The 16,016-nt window shown below is 60.8% G+C and carries 14 protein-coding genes and 1 pseudogene; 6 read left to right on the forward strand and 9 right to left on the reverse strand.

The features are described 5' to 3' along the window. Positions 1-9: 9 nt before the first annotated feature. The gene (locus tag GRO01_RS07620; RefSeq protein ID WP_062507065.1) at positions 10-1,389 is read right to left on the reverse strand and encodes a beta strand repeat-containing protein; all 1,380 of its coding nucleotides are present in this window, start codon (positions 1,387-1,389) and stop codon (positions 10-12) included. A gap of 844 nt (positions 1,390-2,233) precedes the next feature. Between GRO01_RS07620 and GRO01_RS07625 the strand changes: the two genes are divergently transcribed. Further along, positions 2,234-4,660, forward strand: coding sequence for a glycosyltransferase (locus GRO01_RS07625; protein ID WP_231490018.1), 2,427 nt, complete (start codon positions 2,234-2,236; stop codon positions 4,658-4,660). 115 nt (positions 4,661-4,775) lie between these two features. Here the strand turns inward: GRO01_RS07625 and GRO01_RS07630 are convergent, their stop codons facing one another. Then, a complete protein-coding gene (locus GRO01_RS07630) occupies positions 4,776-6,167 on the reverse strand; it encodes an NAD-dependent succinate-semialdehyde dehydrogenase (protein ID WP_062507067.1) in 1,392 nt (463 codons plus the stop codon). Between the two features lie 92 nt (positions 6,168-6,259). Beyond that, the gene (locus GRO01_RS07635) at positions 6,260-8,296 is read right to left on the reverse strand and encodes an NAD(+) synthase (RefSeq protein ID WP_062507069.1); all 2,037 of its coding nucleotides are present in this window, start codon (positions 8,294-8,296) and stop codon (positions 6,260-6,262) included. A 192-nt stretch (positions 8,297-8,488) separates the two neighbouring features. Here GRO01_RS07635 and GRO01_RS07640 point away from each other — a divergent pair, with 192 nt between their 5' ends. Continuing rightward, a complete protein-coding gene (locus GRO01_RS07640; RefSeq protein ID WP_083541185.1) occupies positions 8,489-8,665 on the forward strand; it encodes a DUF1328 domain-containing protein in 177 nt (58 codons plus the stop codon). A 6-nt stretch (positions 8,666-8,671) separates the two neighbouring features. On the opposite strand, the gene GRO01_RS07645 is transcribed toward GRO01_RS07640, so the two are convergent. From GRO01_RS07645 to mlaD, 6 genes and pseudogenes are all read right to left on the reverse strand, one after another. After that, positions 8,672-9,187: a disulfide bond formation protein B gene (locus tag GRO01_RS07645; protein WP_062507071.1), complete on the reverse strand. Its 516-nt coding sequence runs from the start codon at positions 9,185-9,187 to the stop codon at positions 8,672-8,674. Continuing rightward, a pseudogene (locus GRO01_RS07650) lies at positions 9,178-10,526 on the reverse strand (alpha,alpha-trehalose-phosphate synthase (UDP-forming)). The gene GRO01_RS07645 and the pseudogene GRO01_RS07650 overlap by 10 nt, the downstream one beginning before the upstream one ends. Next, positions 10,514-11,236 (reverse strand): trehalose-phosphatase, encoded by a 723-nt coding sequence (gene otsB / locus GRO01_RS07655; protein WP_062510647.1) that lies wholly within the window; start codon positions 11,234-11,236, stop codon positions 10,514-10,516. The pseudogene GRO01_RS07650 and the gene otsB overlap by 13 nt, the downstream one beginning before the upstream one ends. A 48-nt stretch (positions 11,237-11,284) precedes the next feature. Further along, the gene (locus GRO01_RS07660; RefSeq protein WP_062510649.1) at positions 11,285-11,971 is read right to left on the reverse strand and encodes a DUF2155 domain-containing protein; all 687 of its coding nucleotides are present in this window, start codon (positions 11,969-11,971) and stop codon (positions 11,285-11,287) included. Beyond that, a complete protein-coding gene (locus tag GRO01_RS07665; RefSeq protein WP_062510651.1) occupies positions 11,968-12,210 on the reverse strand; it encodes a hypothetical protein in 243 nt (80 codons plus the stop codon). Before GRO01_RS07665 ends, GRO01_RS07660 begins: the two co-directional genes overlap by 4 nt. A 3-nt stretch (positions 12,211-12,213) precedes the next feature. Beyond that, entirely contained in the window at positions 12,214-12,738 is a 525-nt protein-coding gene (mlaD, locus tag GRO01_RS07670; protein WP_062510653.1) for an outer membrane lipid asymmetry maintenance protein MlaD, read from the reverse strand. Between the two features lie 197 nt (positions 12,739-12,935). On the opposite strand from mlaD, the gene GRO01_RS07675 reads away from it, so the two are divergent. The 4 genes from GRO01_RS07675 (at position 12,936) to GRO01_RS07690 (ending at position 16,008) form a co-directional block, all read left to right on the forward strand. Then, positions 12,936-14,459, forward strand: a complete 1,524-nt coding sequence (locus tag GRO01_RS07675) for a TSCPD domain-containing protein (RefSeq protein ID WP_062510655.1) — start codon at positions 12,936-12,938, stop codon at positions 14,457-14,459. A 143-nt stretch (positions 14,460-14,602) separates the two neighbouring features. Beyond that, positions 14,603-14,971, forward strand: coding sequence for an AtpZ/AtpI family protein (locus GRO01_RS07680; RefSeq protein WP_024717171.1), 369 nt, complete (start codon positions 14,603-14,605; stop codon positions 14,969-14,971). Further along, positions 14,949-15,698, forward strand: coding sequence for a F0F1 ATP synthase subunit A (locus GRO01_RS07685; protein ID WP_062511399.1), 750 nt, complete (start codon positions 14,949-14,951; stop codon positions 15,696-15,698). The genes GRO01_RS07680 and GRO01_RS07685 overlap by 23 nt, the downstream gene beginning before the upstream one ends. Positions 15,699-15,780: 82 nt before the next feature. Beyond that, the gene (locus GRO01_RS07690) at positions 15,781-16,008 is read left to right on the forward strand and encodes an ATP synthase subunit C family protein (RefSeq protein ID WP_024717170.1); all 228 of its coding nucleotides are present in this window, start codon (positions 15,781-15,783) and stop codon (positions 16,006-16,008) included. The last annotated feature ends 8 nt before the right edge of the window (positions 16,009-16,016 follow it).

Here is a 16,016-nt window from a genome sequence, read left to right on the forward strand (position 1 = left end):
AAGCCGTTATTAGCTCAGGGTGAAGTTCGAAGCGTTCAGGTCGCTAACGCCAACGAACGTGATCTTGGAGTTGTCGGACAGCTCGATCGTGGTGTTGCCACCAGCGACCGTTGCGCTTGCCAGAACATTTGCCAGACCATTGTTGTTCTGAAGGCCATACTGATAAAGGGCCATCAGGTTACCGGCTGCGCTACCGAAGTCGGTGATCGTGTAATCACCACCGGCAGAACCCTTGTTCAGGGCAAACAGGTTTGCAGCACCCGAGCCACCCGTAAGGGTTGCAGCGCCCGAACCACCAACCAGCGTATCAGCAGAGGAACCGCCGATGATGGTTTCGTTGCCCGTGCCGGCGAACGCATGCAGCGTTCCGTTGGACGAAGCAGCCGAGACGGTCTCGTTGCCTTCGTTACCAACGAACAGGTTGGTAGAACTTGCAGATCCACCGACCAGCATCAGGTCAAGACCCGAAGCGCCGAACAGCGTGGACGTACCGGCGGAAACCGTCGTTGCACCCGTACCGTTCAGGAACGTCAGGGAGCCCGATGCGCTGATCGAGTTGGCCGTACCACGAACCTGCCAGATATCGGCAGAAGCCGAGATGGTGTCGTTCAGACCGCCCGAAACGGTGCTCATGGCGCCGGTCGAGAAGTACGTGCTGGAGCTGCCACCCGTGATGAGGGTGTTGTTGCCGCCCGAAACGGTGTTGTGCGACGTCGTGTCGTAAACCGTTCCGTTTGCACCCAGCGTGACCTGGGAGCTGCCACCAAGCAGAGTGACCGTATCGGTACCGGTGGTCCCGCTGATCGTGTCCTGCCCCTCGGAACGAACAACGTTCGTGCCGCTGCCGAGCTGGATGGTGTTGCTGCCTTCACCACCGCTGATGGTGTTGTTGCCGCTGGTGCCCGTAATGGTGTCGTTGCCGTCACCCGTGGCGATGTTCCAGTTTCCGGTGGAGTTGGCGCCGTTGAATGTGTTGTTGCCAACACCACCAACAAACGTACCATCCTGGTTGCCAGCCGTCAGGGACACGCCAGCGTAGTCGCCAGCAAGAACGCTGATGTTCTTTGCCGTGCTGTTGGAAAGATCCAGGCTGACAGCAGAGTTCAGCGTGTCCTGACCCGTCGTGGAATAGCTACCGACAGAAACATACTGCGTGGCGCTGTCCGCAAGGGAGTACTGACCGCCCTGGCTGATCAGGCCATGGCCGACACCGGTACCGGCATCGGAATTGCTGCCTGGAGCCATGTCGTAAGAATCAAGCCCGCCACTGCTGTGGAGGGTGGACACAGCAGTCTGATACTGCTGTGCCAGCAACTGGGTCTGCCCACCAGTGACCGTGACCGCAAAGGTCTGGCCGGAGGCGCCAACTACTGTAGTAATGTTAGCCATTACCGTGCACTCCTAAAAAGGTTGCCTCGCACCGGCGGCCCTCGGACCACCCAAATGATCGAGCGACGAGTCTTGCATATATCAGAGCCAGATTACCAAAAGCAATCCACTTCGCAATCGATACAAGGATTCACTGTCCGCCATTCGAGGATTGAAGACGCCGTACCAACAACGAGTTCTCCGTTTTCATTATCTGGAAACGGGAAAGAGCGGATGATCCAGCTCTTCAATCAAATCCTTTTATATCAAAAAAAGTTCCGTCAATGTTAATTTCACAAGAAATAAATATTGGCAGTATTGCCTCTGGCCACACTGGGCTGCACTGCCTTCCTTCTGAACCGCACCACCCTTCACAGATACAGCGATCCTGACAGGCCTCTTCGTGAATTTTCCTATTCCCATGTCACTTCCACACCTCAAAGCGGACCATTATCTGGCATACTTGGCGCTTCTGCTGGCCGCTGACAAATCAGCCACACGAAACACCCTCGTCCCACGGAGCAATACAGATCACGTTCAGTTGATGGTCTGGCTGACAACAATACTGGCTGAAGAGCAGGGCCTGACTGCTGCCAGAGTCGAATGCTCGCCTTATCTTTACACTCTGACGCGTCACACCCTTTACGAAGCCCTGAAACTTCATTGTCCTGACCTGGATATCAGGATCATTTCCTCAGCGTCTCATCTTGATGACAACAGCCTGCCGCTGTTGTTCCGTGTTTCAGAGGACGAGATAACCACCGGTTCATCCGCCCCGCTTCTTCGGCTCGGGTCGTATTCTGGCCCTGGAACCTTTGCCTTCACTCAGGATGCGGTCCTTACTGCTGGCGGAGAATCATCCTTTTTGAATTTCCTGCTCTCAGAAACGCAAGAAAGCCGCGGACTTCGCCGCAGCATTCGCCTTCTTCTGGACGAAGACAGGGAAGCCCGCCGCGTCATTTCCGAGGCCAAGGCTTTCCAGCAGACGTCGCTTGAAAAGACCCGGATCATTCAGGACCTGCGGGTCTCCCTTCGGATGCTTTCTGCCAAGATGATGCGTCTTCTGGACACTTCACCATCTCAGGCGGCCATGGAGCAGCTTCTCATACAGCCTGCTACAGAGACGCAGGTTGTGGAACCCACACCGGCCCCTGTTGCGAAAGGGTCCTTCTGGCTTCGGGCATCCCGGCGACTGAAACAGTCCATACGCTCGCAACCGCCGGCCCCTGAAAATCCGGTTCAGGACACTCATGCACACGAAAATCCTCCTGCTCTGACACCGGCGCCTTTCTCTGTACGTCGCGTGATTTTCGTTGCCGGCGAGCCCGATACGCCAGGTGTCCTCTACCGTTGCCATCGCAATGCAGCGGCTGCCCGGGATGCTGGCTTTGAAGCCAGGGTCCTGCCCTGCGCATCAGTCGGCTATGACGACATCCACTGGGCGGATGTCATGGTCCTGTGGCGTGTGGAATATAGCGGCCATGTGAGTACCATTCTCGATCTCGCAAAATCGGAAAATGTCATTACTGTCTTTGATGCAGATGATATTGTCTTTGTTCCACACTACGCCCGCGTTGACCTGATCGACGGCATCCGTTCGATTGGCGCCAGCGAAGCCCGGATCGAACAATGCTTCTCCGACATGCGCCGCACTTTCCTACGCTGCGATCAGGGGTCAGCTACGACGGCTGAACTGGTCTTTGCCATGCACAGCCTGCGGCCCGTCGTTCATCTGCTTCCCAACGTCTATGACATGCCCTCACTCCAGCGTGCCCGTCTGGCACTGCGCATGAGAGGAGAACCGGGCCGCGTAAACACCGGCGATGGGCTCGTCCGCATCGGCTATGCGACCGGATCGCGAACCCATCAGCGGGATTTTGGCCCTATCTGTCCTGCAATCGCGGAAATCCTGCGCCAGCGTCCTCAGGCCCGGCTCGTGCTGTTCCGCGAGCGGGAAACCCACCGTCCGATCCTGCTCATGGAAGAATTTCCAAGCCTGACCCCGGTTCAGGACCAGATTGAATGGCGCGACATGGTCCCGCTTGCGGAATTGCAGGATGAGTTTGCCCGGTTTGATATCTCCATTGCCCCGCTTGAGACCGGAAACGTCTTCTGTGAGGCCAAGAGCGAAATCAAGTTCTTCGAGGCTGCCCTTTCCGGCGCGGCAACCGTCGCGTCCCCGACCGGTCCGTTCAGACGTGTGATCCAGAACGGCAAAACGGGCTTTCTGGCTGACTCACCTTCTGAATGGTACGACGCTCTGATCGAGCTGATCGACAATCCGGAACGGCGCAACCAGATGGCACGCGACGCCTATCACTCCGTCCTGTGGCCCTTCAGTCCACAGGCACAGGCGCGTCGCATGAGACTTGCCCTGACGTCGATGTCCGGAGATGATTCAGCGGCACTGGCCACCGAAATACGTCTCTCCAGAGACCGCCTTGCGCCTCCGGGCCTTCCGGTCATCCCGCCCAGCCGGACACTCTTCCACCATGACGCGCTTGGTGAAGCCCCCGTTACGGTTGTCATCACGTCCTATAATTATGATGCCCATCTTCTGGATGCGCTTGAATCCGTCGCGGCACAGACGCTGCCTCTGCTGGATCTGATCGTTGTGGATGACGGGTCGTCTGACGGCTCGGTTGCTCTGGCCAGAACCTGGATGGAACGGCACTGCGACCGTTTCAACCGCCTCATTCTGCGCCAGTCCATGACAAATGCCGGTCTGGGCGGCGCGCGCAACATTGGCATGGACGCTGCCGAAACCGTGCATGTCATGCAACTGGACGCCGATAATACCCTGCGCCCTGAAGCCTGCGAAACGCTTCTGGCCTCCATGAGCGATGGCACAGCCTATGCCTATCCGCTCATCGCCTGCTTCAACGAACACGGGCCGGTGCTGATGGATGTGAGCGCCGACACCCATCAGCAGCCGGGAGCTCTTGAGCTTCTGGGAGATCTGCCGTTCAATCCGCTGTCCCTTGTTTCCGGCAACCGCATCGACGCCATGGCGATGGTCACGAAATGGGCCTGGGCCGCGGTCGGAGGCTACTATGTTTCACGTGAAGCAATGGGCTGGGAGGACTTCGACCTGTGGTGCTCGCTGGCTGAACGCGGGCTGCCCGGCCATCATGTTCCGCAAATTCTGGCCGATTACCGCCAGCATGCGACATCCATGACGAACGCCTCGACCGAAAAGGACGCCCATAAGGCCCGCGTCGTGGCCTTTGTTCAGGCCAGACATCCGTGGATCCGCCTCAGTGCCGAACGCGCAACGCCCCGGAAAAACTGAAGATCCTTCTCCAGACCGGCCATAGAAAAACCCGCTCCCGGACAACTCCGGAAGCGGGTTTTTCATGACCTGAAAGATCGAACCGGGCTTCGCGAAGAAGCCCGATACGGGTCAATCAGAACGGAGCGTCGATATCAACAACGTCGATCAGCTTGTGATTGACGAATTCCTTGATGCCCAGACCGATCAGCTCGCGGCCATAACCCGAACGGGCCACGCCACCGAACGGCAGGTCAGCCTTCACCATCGTCGGATGGTTGATATAGACCATGCCCGTATAGATCTGCTCGGCAACCTTCACGCCACGCTTGGTGTCCTTCGTGAAGACCGACCCCCCCAGACCGAACGGCGAGTCATTGGCGATACGGATGGCATCGGCATCGTCCTTGGCACGATACAACTGCGTCACCGGACCGAAGAACTCCCACAGACGGGCTTCATTGTTCTCGTGCAGGTTGGTCATCAGCAGCGGCTGGAAGAAGGCGCCCTTCTCGGGAACCGGGTTGCCAATGGTTTCGACAACCGCACCGTGCTTCTTGGCTTCCTCGACCTGGGCCTTCAGATCGTCCGCAGCCTTCTGCGAGGACAGCGGTGCGAGCGTCGTGGACGGATCCATCGGATCACCGGCCTTCAGCTTGGCCACTTCTGCCTTGTACAGCTCAACGAAACGGTCATACACGGCATCCGCCACGATCAGACGCTTGGCGGACACGCAGACCTGACCGGCATTCCAGTGGCGACCGAAGGCAGCCCACTTGGCGGTCTTTTCCAGATCGGCATCGTCCAGAACAAGGAACGCGTCAGAGCCGCCGAGTTCCATCGTGGACTTCTTGAGAGCCTGTGCGGCGATGCCGGCAACAATGACGCCTGCCCCTTCGGAACCCGTCAGAGCCACACCACAGACGCGCGGATCCTTAAGGATCGTTTCCGTGTGATGACGGGCCGTATAGAGGTTGCGGAATCCACCCTTCGGCAGACCGGCTTCCTTCATCAGATCATCAAATGCGGCAGCACACTGCGGCACGTTGGACGCGTGCTTGAGGATGACCGTGTTACCGGCGGAAAGCTGCGGCGCGATGATGCGGGCGATCTGGTAGAACGGGAAGTTCCACGGCTCGATCGCGAACACAATGCCCTGCGGCTGATGGATCAGGACGGCTTCGCCTTCCTTCGGGTCGGCAACCGGCAGCTTCTCGGCCTTCAGCAGCTCTTCGGCATGCTTGGCATAATATTCGAAAATCTCGGCGGACAGGATCGTCTCTGCCTTGGCTTCGGCATAGATCTTGCCCATCTCCAGCGTCAGGAGCTTGGAATACTTGTCGATGTCACGGCGCAGGATGTTCGCCGCTGCCGTCATGATCTTGGCGCGCTCGGCAAACGGTGTGTGACGCCAGCTCTTGAAGGCATCATAGGCTTCGGTCAGCGCGGTCTGGACTTCCTGGTCGGTTGCTTCCGGGAAGGTCTTGAGCGTCTCACCGGTATAAGGGTTGATCGTAGCGTAAGCCATGACGAGTCATGTTCCTATGTGGTGACGGGTTTCCAACATATTGGCACGGATGCGGGCAGACAAAACCCCCCACATTCCTGGACACCAAAACTTCACGGATGTGTGTTCGTTTCAGGGAGATTATCACAAAGCTCCTCAAGCCACGCTTTCGCCGTGCTGTCAGACGGCGCCCGCCAGTCTCCCCGTGGCGAGAGGGACCCGCCGGAAACAAGCTTCGGACCATTGGGCATGGCCGAGCGCTTGAACTGGCTCGTCCCGAAAAACCGCCGCAGAAACACTTCCATCCAGTGCCGGATTTCCGCCAGATCGTACGAAATCTTCCGGTCTTCGGGATAATGCGCGGGCCAGTGGCCACGCGATGCATCGCCCCAGGCCTTCTCCGCCAGAAACGCGATCCGTGACGGACGGAACCCGTGACGCAGGATGTGATAAAGCGTGAAATCCTGAAGCGGATACGGCCCGATTGTCTGTTCGGTACTCTGCACGCCCTGTCCGGTATCGGGTACCAGCTCCGGTGTGATCTCCGCATTGACGATCTGCTCCAGAACCGCCCCCACCACACCGTCGCCCAGTTTTCCATCCCGCGCCAGCCAGCGGATGACATGCTGGATCAGCGTCTTCGGCATCCCGGCATTGACGTTGTAGTGGGACATCTGGTCCCCCACGCCATAAGTACACCAGCCCAGCGCCAGCTCCGACAGATCCCCCGTCCCGATGACGATCCCGTTGCGGTAATTGGCGATCCGGAACAGGAAATCAGTCCGTAAACCGGCCTGCACATTCTCGAACGTAATGTCATGAACAGGCTGCCCCTCGGCAAAAGGATGACCGATCCCCGCCAGCATCGTCTGCGCCGTCGGCCGGATATCCAGCTCGTTCACCTCAACGCCAAGTGCTTCCATGAGCGCATGGGCCAGCGAGCGGCTTTCACTTCCCGTCGCAAATCCGGGCATCGTGTAAGCAAGAACATGCGTCCGGGGCCAGCCAAGCTCATCCGCTGCCCGCACGGCCACCAGCAGCGCCAGCGTACTGTCCAGACCGCCTGAAACACCGATCACGGCCCGCTGCGCCCCGCTCGCCTGCAATCGCCGGCGCAGGGCGCTGACTTGAATGGTCCAGCCTTCATAGCAGTCCCGCGCCAATGTCCGCGCATCGGATGGCACGAACGGAAACCGCACGACTTCCCGTTTCAGCCCCAGATCCGTCCTCGGCGGCGCAAGCGTGAACTCGATCGTCCGGAACGCTTGTCCCGACTGCCCGAACTGCCCCGTCCGCATCCGCTCCTGCCGCAGCAGATCCAGATCCACATCCGCGACCACCAGCCGCTCGCCCTGCGGAAACCGGTCCGACTGCGCCAGAAGCCGCCCGGCCTCATGGATCGAGACCTGTCCGTCCCAGGCCAGATCGGTCGTGGACTCCCCTTCGCCCGCTGCCGCATAGGCATAGGCCGTCAGCGTCCGCATGGACTGCGCCCGACACAGCAACGACCGGTCATCTGTCCGCCCGATGGTCACCGGAGACGCAGACGGATTGAGAATGACGGTCGCCCCTGCTTCCGCAAGCTTCCCGCTCGGCGGAGACGCCACCCACAGATCCTCACAGATCTCCACACCCAGCGTCAGCCCACGCATATCGTCGGCCTGAAACAGCAGATCTGCTCCGAACGGTACGTCTTCGCCAAACAGACGGATTACCCCGGATGTCTGGAGCCCGGACGTGAAATGCCGTGGCTCGTAGAACTCCCGGTAGCGCGGCAGATGCGATTTCGGCACCACCCCCAGAACCCGCCCGCGATGCACGACCGCCGCACAGTTATAAAGCAGGTCCCCCCGCACCAGCGGCAGCCCCATCACGGCAACGGACAGAAGCTCCCGCGAGCCCGCCATAACCTGCCGGAGGGCCTCAAGCGCCCCATTCAGGATCACATCCTGAAACCGCAGATCTTCCAGCGTGTAGCCCGTCAGCCCAAGCTCCGGAAACACCACCGCCGCCACACCCTGCCGGTCACAGTCACGCAGCACCTCAAGGGTCCGTTCACCGTTCACGCGCGGCTCGGCAATAGTCACCGGCAGCGTGCAGGCGGCGATCCGGGCGAACCCCTGATGATACAGGGAGCGAAACAGGGTCATGACGGTCCTCCGGCAGGCGGGACTTCCGGATTCAGAACTCCTGCCCATGGCAATATCGAAAACAGGGACTGTGCAAACAGCCCGAAAATAAAACGGATGTTACGAAAATGAACCTGTTCACCTCGCCGCCGTTCAGCCTTTTCAAACCCCGCTTCTCCGTCGGAGGGCGTTACTGACAAAGGAGACATTCTCATGGACCTGCTGCGCTGGACCATTGCCTTCCTTATCCTCGCCCTGTGCGCCGCGGTGCTGGGCTTTGGCGGAATTTCGGCAGATTTTGCCTATATCGGCAAGATTCTTTTCTTCATCTTCCTGGTGCTGCTGATCGTCAGCCTCGTCTTCGGACGCGGACGCGGCACACGCCTCTGATCCAACTCAGCGTCGGGAGCGTCCCATGCGGGCGCTCCCGACCAGAGCAACCACAAACACCACAATCGCGTACAGTCCGCCCAGCTCCGTCATGGAGATCGGCAGACCAAACAGATAATCCGGCGAATCACACGGCTTGTTCGGCCGTGCCGGCATGGTGGACATCCAATCCCTAAAGTTTCCCCCATGGAATACCGGAGCCCGGCACTCGGGCGCGGGGCTCGGCCAGAACTTGTGTTCCACGCCTGCATGCAGCACGGCGAGGCCGATGCTGGTCATCAGGCACAGAATCCCCAGAAAAACCCCGTATCGCGCATAACGCTTCGGCAGCACGATCGTGATGATCCCGAGCCCGATCAGCACCCACCAGGGGCGTCGCTCCCACAGGCACAGCTCGCAGGGCGCAAGCTGTAACCAGTGTTCGGCAAACCAGACCACCCCAAGGGCCACCGCCCCCGCCAGAACATACAGACCGCCCAGCGCAGTTGTTGAGACAGGGCGGGTCGTTCTGTTCAGTGGCACGGACTGATTGCCTCCAGGCTGTCAAGAAACTGCTTGGACCAGCTCCCCGCCGTGTTGCGGGAAACCTCGCCATACATGGCCGACCATGCCGCATGACGGGCCTCGACGTCCATGGTCAGACCGATATGCAGCGCATCGGCCATCCCTTCGGCGTCCAGCGGATTGATCAGAAGCGCCTCGGGCATTTCCGGAGCCGCCCCTGCAAACCGTGACAATACCAGCACGCCGGGATCATCCTCGTCCTGAGCCGCGATGAACTCCTTGGCCACCAGATTCATGCCGTCGCGCAGTGGCGTGACAAATCCCACATCCGCCATCCGATACAGGCCGGCAAGGATATGCCGCCCGATCGGCCAGGTCGTATAGCGGATCGGAACCCAGTCCGGCGTGCCATAGGCGCCATTGATCGTCCCGACCAGCCCGTCCAGCTCTTCCTTGAGCAGACGATAGCTCTCCACCCCACCACGGGAGACCGGCGTGACCTGAAGGAACGTCACCTGTCCGCGATGCTCGGGATAGTTCTTCAGAAGAGCCGCAAAGCCCTTCATCCGTTCTGGCAGACCCTTGGAATAGTCCAGCCGGTCCACCCCGATGATCAGCCGCGTTCCGTCCAGCGTATCGACGATCTTGATCACCTCTTCCGAGGCGGCACTTTCGATCGCCTGCTGACGGAAACTGACGGGATCAATCCCGATCGGCACCGCCTCAACGGCTGCCTTGAGGCCATAAGCCTCAAAACAACCCTTGAGATTGGTCTCGTCCTCGGGCGTCTGGACGCCGATCAAATCACAAGCCGCCATTCCGGCCAGCAGCATGTCGAGCTTGGGCAGCAGCCGCGCCACGCTCCAGGGCGGGAACGGGATATGCAGAAAGAATCCGATCCGGCCTTTTACGCCCCGGTCCCGCAGCATCCGGCCCAGCGGAAACAAATGATAGTCATGGATCCAGATTGTATCGTCCGGTTCCAGAAGCCCGACCAGCCGGTCCGCAAAGACCTCGTTGGCCGCATAATAGGCGTCACAGTCCTCACGCGTGTAGCGGATCAGGTTGGTGCGGTAATGGCACAGCGGCCACAGGACACCATTGGAGAAATTCAGATAGAAGCGGTCATATTCGCGCTTCGTCAGATCGAACGTCACATAATTGACGTTCCCGACCTGCTCCTGCTGGACCGGCCGTTTGGCAGCATCTTCGTGCTGCTGTCCCGACCATCCGAACCAGAGGGTTTCCTTCGTCTGTATCGCGTCATACAGCCCGACCGTCAGCCCCCCCCCCCCGCGGGCTGCGTACGCTCCCCCGGGGCAGGTGTCCGGTTGGAAACAATGATCAGGCGCCCCATCCACGTCCCTCCGACAGATCATGCAGCCAGCGACGGAACGTGGCTGCGTCTGGAAAATCATCAGGGATGAGCCAGCCTGCGCCCCCCATCTGGTTCGCCGCCCTCACCCCGTCCCGGTCTGTAACGTCGTCACCGACGAAAAGTGGGCGGCGTCCTTTGAAGGGCGCCTCAGCCATCAGTTCCTGAAGCGCCATTCCCTTGTCGATCCCCAGAGGCCGCAGCTCTATGGCCATCTGCGCATCCTGAAGATGGAACCCCCCGCTTTCCACCGGCCAGGCCGACGTCAGCTCCCGAAAAGCGGATTCCGCCTCGGGAGCGCGCCGATAATGCAGCACCATTCCAGCTTTTTTGTGTTCAATACTGGCGCCCGGATGATCTGACGCGGTTTTTTCAGCCGCATTCACCCAATGCGCGGGGACTACGGGCAGCTCGCGCTCGCGCAATGCCTGTTCGGGAGCGGGACGCACGACCACACCGTGCTCGCCTGCCACGGCATAGGGAATACCCGGCAGGAAATGATCGATCTGGGCAATGGGGCGCCCCGTGATGATCGCAAGCGCACCATCGAGCATATCCCGCAGACGCAGCAGATCGTCTGTCAGCCCATCCGGGACGCGGACGCTTTCGGGAGTGGGGGCGATGTCGACGAGCGTACCATCGAAATCAAGCAGCAAAGCCGCCTGGGACGGGGAAAAGGGAACCTGAATCATGAAGCTGTCATTTCTTCCTGTTTCTGGATCATTCCGCCCCATTCAATCCTATTCGAGACCGGGATCGGCCTCGGGAGGCGGAAGAGGCTGCCCCGAAGGCTGCGCTGGTGCAGCCGGAGCAAGGGACGGCGCCGCACCGCTGGGAGGTGCGAGCGGAATGGGATTATGACTGTCCGGAGCAAGCGGTACGGGACCACCTGAGGCAGAACCGGGCTGGGATGCCGGAGCATCGCCGCCCTCTTCCACCGGAACCTCCGCACTGGCGAGCACGGGTGCCTTCACCACAGGCAGAGGTCCCGCCTGCGGTGCCGTAGGCGCTCCCGCGCAGGAGACAACGCGCACATCGTACAAAGGGCTGCCATAAGTCGCGACAGAAGGTTCCTGCGCCAGCATCCAGCCATCAAATGGCGGCCGCTGCGGATCGCTGCTGTCTTTCAGATGCAGCAGGGCTCCGGCATCCGCCGCCAGCGTCTGAGGCCGGCTGACACAGGCTTCAACACCCACCGACAGACTGTGATAGGTCGCGCTACCACCCACCGGAATCGTCAGCAGTTCCAGATGCGCGTCCAGACGGTCCAGCACACGCACCACGGCCTGTGACTGCCCCTGCCAGGTTGCAGCCGGATACATTGCTGGAGGCGCAACACCCGTCGCAGCCCGGACCGGCGCACTGCCCAGCAGGAGCGCTCCAGCCGCACCACACAGCAGAGCCTTTGTGAGATGCCGCTTCATCATGACGATTGTTCTCCAGCCCCGCCCTGAAACGGACTTTTCAGATCGGACAGCATGGCCTGAAACGTCTGCAGCATGGCCTGCGGCGCAACACCCATCAGAACACCGTCATCAAACGCATCCTGCAAGGCCTGCCGCAGCTCTGCATCGTTCTCACGCAGGATCTGCACCTTCTCCGCGCAGGAGACAGGATTGCCTTCGTGGTCGACCCACAGAAACGCATCTTTCTGCGCATCCGTCATGGCTCAGGGCTCATCCGCAAGACTACCCGCAGGCGGCTTGCCCGCAGCAGCCTTCTGGCTCTTCTGCAGCGAATCCGTCACGGAGAAAATGAACTTGCTCAACAGCTGTTCGAGACTGATGGAGCCCTGTGTCTCGGTCATGACCCCGCCAGCCTTGACCATCGAATCCGCCCCGCCCGGAGACAGCGCGATATATTTGCCGCCCAGCAGACTGTCAGAGGTCACGATCGCCGCGGAATCAGTCGGCAGCTTCACATCGGGTGCGAGTGTAAACGTTACCTGGGCCTGAAAACTCTTGGGATCGACCACGGCCCCGGTCACATGCCCCACGGTAATGCCCGCAAGCCGCACATCGGAGCCGACCGTCAGGCCATCAATCTGGCTGAAGGACGCATGAACAGGATATCCCCCGTCATCGCTCTGATGGTGCCCGATCATTGCCGCAACCAGAAGACCCGCAAGACAGGCCAGGACAGCGAACCCGGCCAGAAGCTCCAGCCGGTCATGGCGGACCGTGACAGCGCTCATGACGTTACCCTCGTGAAAATCATCCTTCCTGCACTACCCGACTCCGCTTCGCGCGTCCAATCCTCCCGCAGAAATCGTCCCGATCGAGCAGATGAAAAATGTTATCCCCCATATCCCCATGTTCCCGCCCATTAGCGGCCTTCCGAAGGCCCTTTTCCGGCTTACGGGCTCATGGCCGCAGGGCGTAGATTCGCAGCATGACAGCTCGCCTTCACTGGACCGGCGTTCGCATGAGGACGCTTCAGGTCATGACCGACCCCGACGACAGCGCCCTGCGCTCCGTCACCCTTCCTGCCGCCTGGGATGACGAGGCCGCGCAGGCCCTCGCGCAGATCACCCTGAATGGTGGGCCGGTCAGACTTGCCGCCGAGGCCGCCCGCTGGGTGGACACGATCGATGCGTGCCCGCCTTTGCCCGACACCCCGGCCAACACGCCGTCGCCGGGCCGGAGCCTGTCCTATCTTCTGCTGATGCAGCAGATGGCACCGAACGCGGCACTGTGGCAGTGCCAGCCGGACGAAACACCCGGCTTCACCATCCGCCTGTCCAGCTTCGTGCAGGAAACCGGATTCGCTGCCGAACATTTCGTCGCCTGCCTGCGTCTGGCCTGCGATGCCCTGCGCCGCCTTCACGCCGCGACCCGGATCGAACGCACAGGTGAGCTGCCCCTGTTCGATCTCCCCGCGAAACCGGAAGACGAAGCCGCAGGACTCATTCTCCTGACCGATCTCGATGCCTGCCTGGCAGCACTCGGTCTCGACTATGACAGTGACGACGCCCGCAACGCCGCCTGCGCCATGGCCGCACTCGCCACCACCGTGGCACGCGCCGGAACGAAGCTGTCCCCACCTTCCATTCCGGAATCGCCCCTGTCAGGGCTGCGAACCCTCGCGTCCTCGGTCTGTGCTGCCGAAGAGGGGCGGCATTTCTGCCCGATCGAAACCGGATTTTCCTCCCCGGCCCCGACCGAAGGACTGCTGGGCGTTGAAACCTGCGGCCTCGCCCCGGCTTTCTCGCCCCTGCGCGAGGACGGACATCTGCGCGCCTCCACACTGGCCCGGCTGGCCGCCCGTGGTCTGACACCCGAATCTGCTCTGGCGCTCGCACTGGCTGGCGAAACCCCGCTGCCACCCGTTCGCCCACAGGCCCAGGCCGCCATGCATGCCGCCCTGAAAAACGCCGTGGACTTCCTGCCTGCCGTCCCCGAACCCGATCTGGCCGACCTGCAGGCCAGACTGGCCCGGGGCGTGCGTCGTCCGCTCCCCATGCGCCAGACCGGCTTCACACAGCGTGCGGCCGTGGGTGGTCACAGTCTTTTCATGCGGACCAGCGAGTTCGAAGACGGCACGCTTGGTGAAATCAGCCTCACCCCGCCCCGCGAGAGCCCCATGGCCCGCGGCCTGATGGACTGCCTCGGACACGCCGTCAGCATCGGCCTGCAATATGGCGCCCCGCTGGAGGCTTTTGTGGAGCGATTCGCCTATACGCGCTTCGGTCCTGCGGGCACCGTCGAGGGCGATCCGTCCACGGCTTATGCGACCTCCATGCTGGATTATGCCTTCCGCACGCTGTCCGAAGCCTATCTGGGCGAACACATGCCCGATGCCCCCCGGATAGAACCCAGTTCGGAAGATCCTGCCCCCATGCTTCCCTTCGGACGCGGCTCGGGCGAGACGCCGGAATGGAAGGACCGCGGGCGTCGTCTGAAACTGGTCAGCTAGGCCGAAAACAGGTTTCGGTGGCTCCGGCGCGCAGAATACATTGACAGTCAACGGACTCGCCGGTAGCTAGCGCCTGCGCTGAGAAGGAATCCGGTTAACTGACCGGGTAAGAAGGATGCGTACAGGGTAAGGGATCAGACCTCATGGGACACGCCCCTGCCGGTGACGACGGAAACTTCGACGAACGCCTCCGGCGTGCGCGTCAGAAGCTCGATCCCCGCTCAGGGGAATTCGCCGTAACCGACGAGGGCAATGGTGACAGTTCCATGTCATCCCTTGGACTGGCGATCCGCGTGGGAACCGACCTTGTGGCGGGGCTCGCGGTCGGTGTAGCCATTGGCTACGCGCTGGGTCACTGGTTCGGGTACAGGGCTCTGTTCCTGTCCGTTTTCGCCCTGGCAGGTTGTGGTGCCGGCATGTTGAATGTCTGGCGGGTTTTGAAGGATTCGGACATGGTGTCCGGACCGAAAGATGACGGGAGAAGCCAGCGTGGCAGCCGGATCGACGATTGACGCGCTCGGACAGTTCGAGCTCCATCCGGTTCTTGGACATCTGGGAGAAGCCCTGCGGTTCTCGCAGTCGCCACTGTTCATGCTGATCGCCGCTGCCGTCGTTTTGGTCTTCCTGTATGTCGGAATGCGCCCCGCTGCCGTCGTGCCAGGCCGCCTTCAGGCCGCCGCCGAGATCAGCTACGATTTCGTCCACGACCTCGCCGTCAGCACGATCGGTGAAAACGGCGCGACGTTCTTCCCGTTCGTCTTCGCGATCTTCTTCTTCATCCTGGCCGGCAACTATCTCGGCCTGCTGCCCTTCTCCTTCACGTACACCAGCCACATCGCCGTGACTTTCGGTCTGGCCATCATGGTGTTCGTCATCTCGATCCTTGCTTCCATCCGTTTTCAGGGTGTCGGCTTCCTCAAGCACTTCCTGCCCGCTGGAACGCCTGTCTGGCTTGCTCCGCTGCTGGTGCCGATCGAGATCATCTCTTTCCTTTCGCGTCCGGTCAGCCTGTCGATCCGACTTTTCGCCAACATGGTGGCGGGTCACGTGCTTCTGGAAGTGTTTGCCGGCTTCACGATCATGCTCGCCGGTCTGGGCGCATTCGGCCATGTCCTGGCCGTCGCCCCGATCGCGATCAACGTCGCGCTGACGGCCCTCGAACTGCTGGTGGGTGTGCTGCAGGCCTATGTGTTCGCCATCCTCACCTGCATCTATCTGCGTGAGGCCGTCGCTCACTGAGCCACACCAGCTTCGCACTAACCCTTTAATCGACCCAACAAGGAACCTGACAATGGACGTTCAAGCCGCTCACGAATTCGGCATCAGCATCGCCCAGGCCGCCCGTGACCTCGGTGCCGGTATTGCCGTTTTCGCCCTCGCCGGTGTCGGCATGGGTCTCGGCAACATCTTCTCCACGTTGATCAGCTCGGTTGCCCGCAACCCGGCTTCCCGTCCGCATGTCTTCGGCATCGGCATGCTGGGCTTCGCGCTGACGGAAGCCGTCGCGCTGTTCGCCCTGCTGATCGCCTTCCTGATCCTGTTCGCCTGAGGTCGAAC

The organism is Gluconobacter roseus NBRC 3990 (assembly GCF_006538885.1).
In the GTDB taxonomy this organism is placed as follows: Bacteria; Pseudomonadota; Alphaproteobacteria; order Acetobacterales; family Acetobacteraceae; genus Gluconobacter; species Gluconobacter roseus.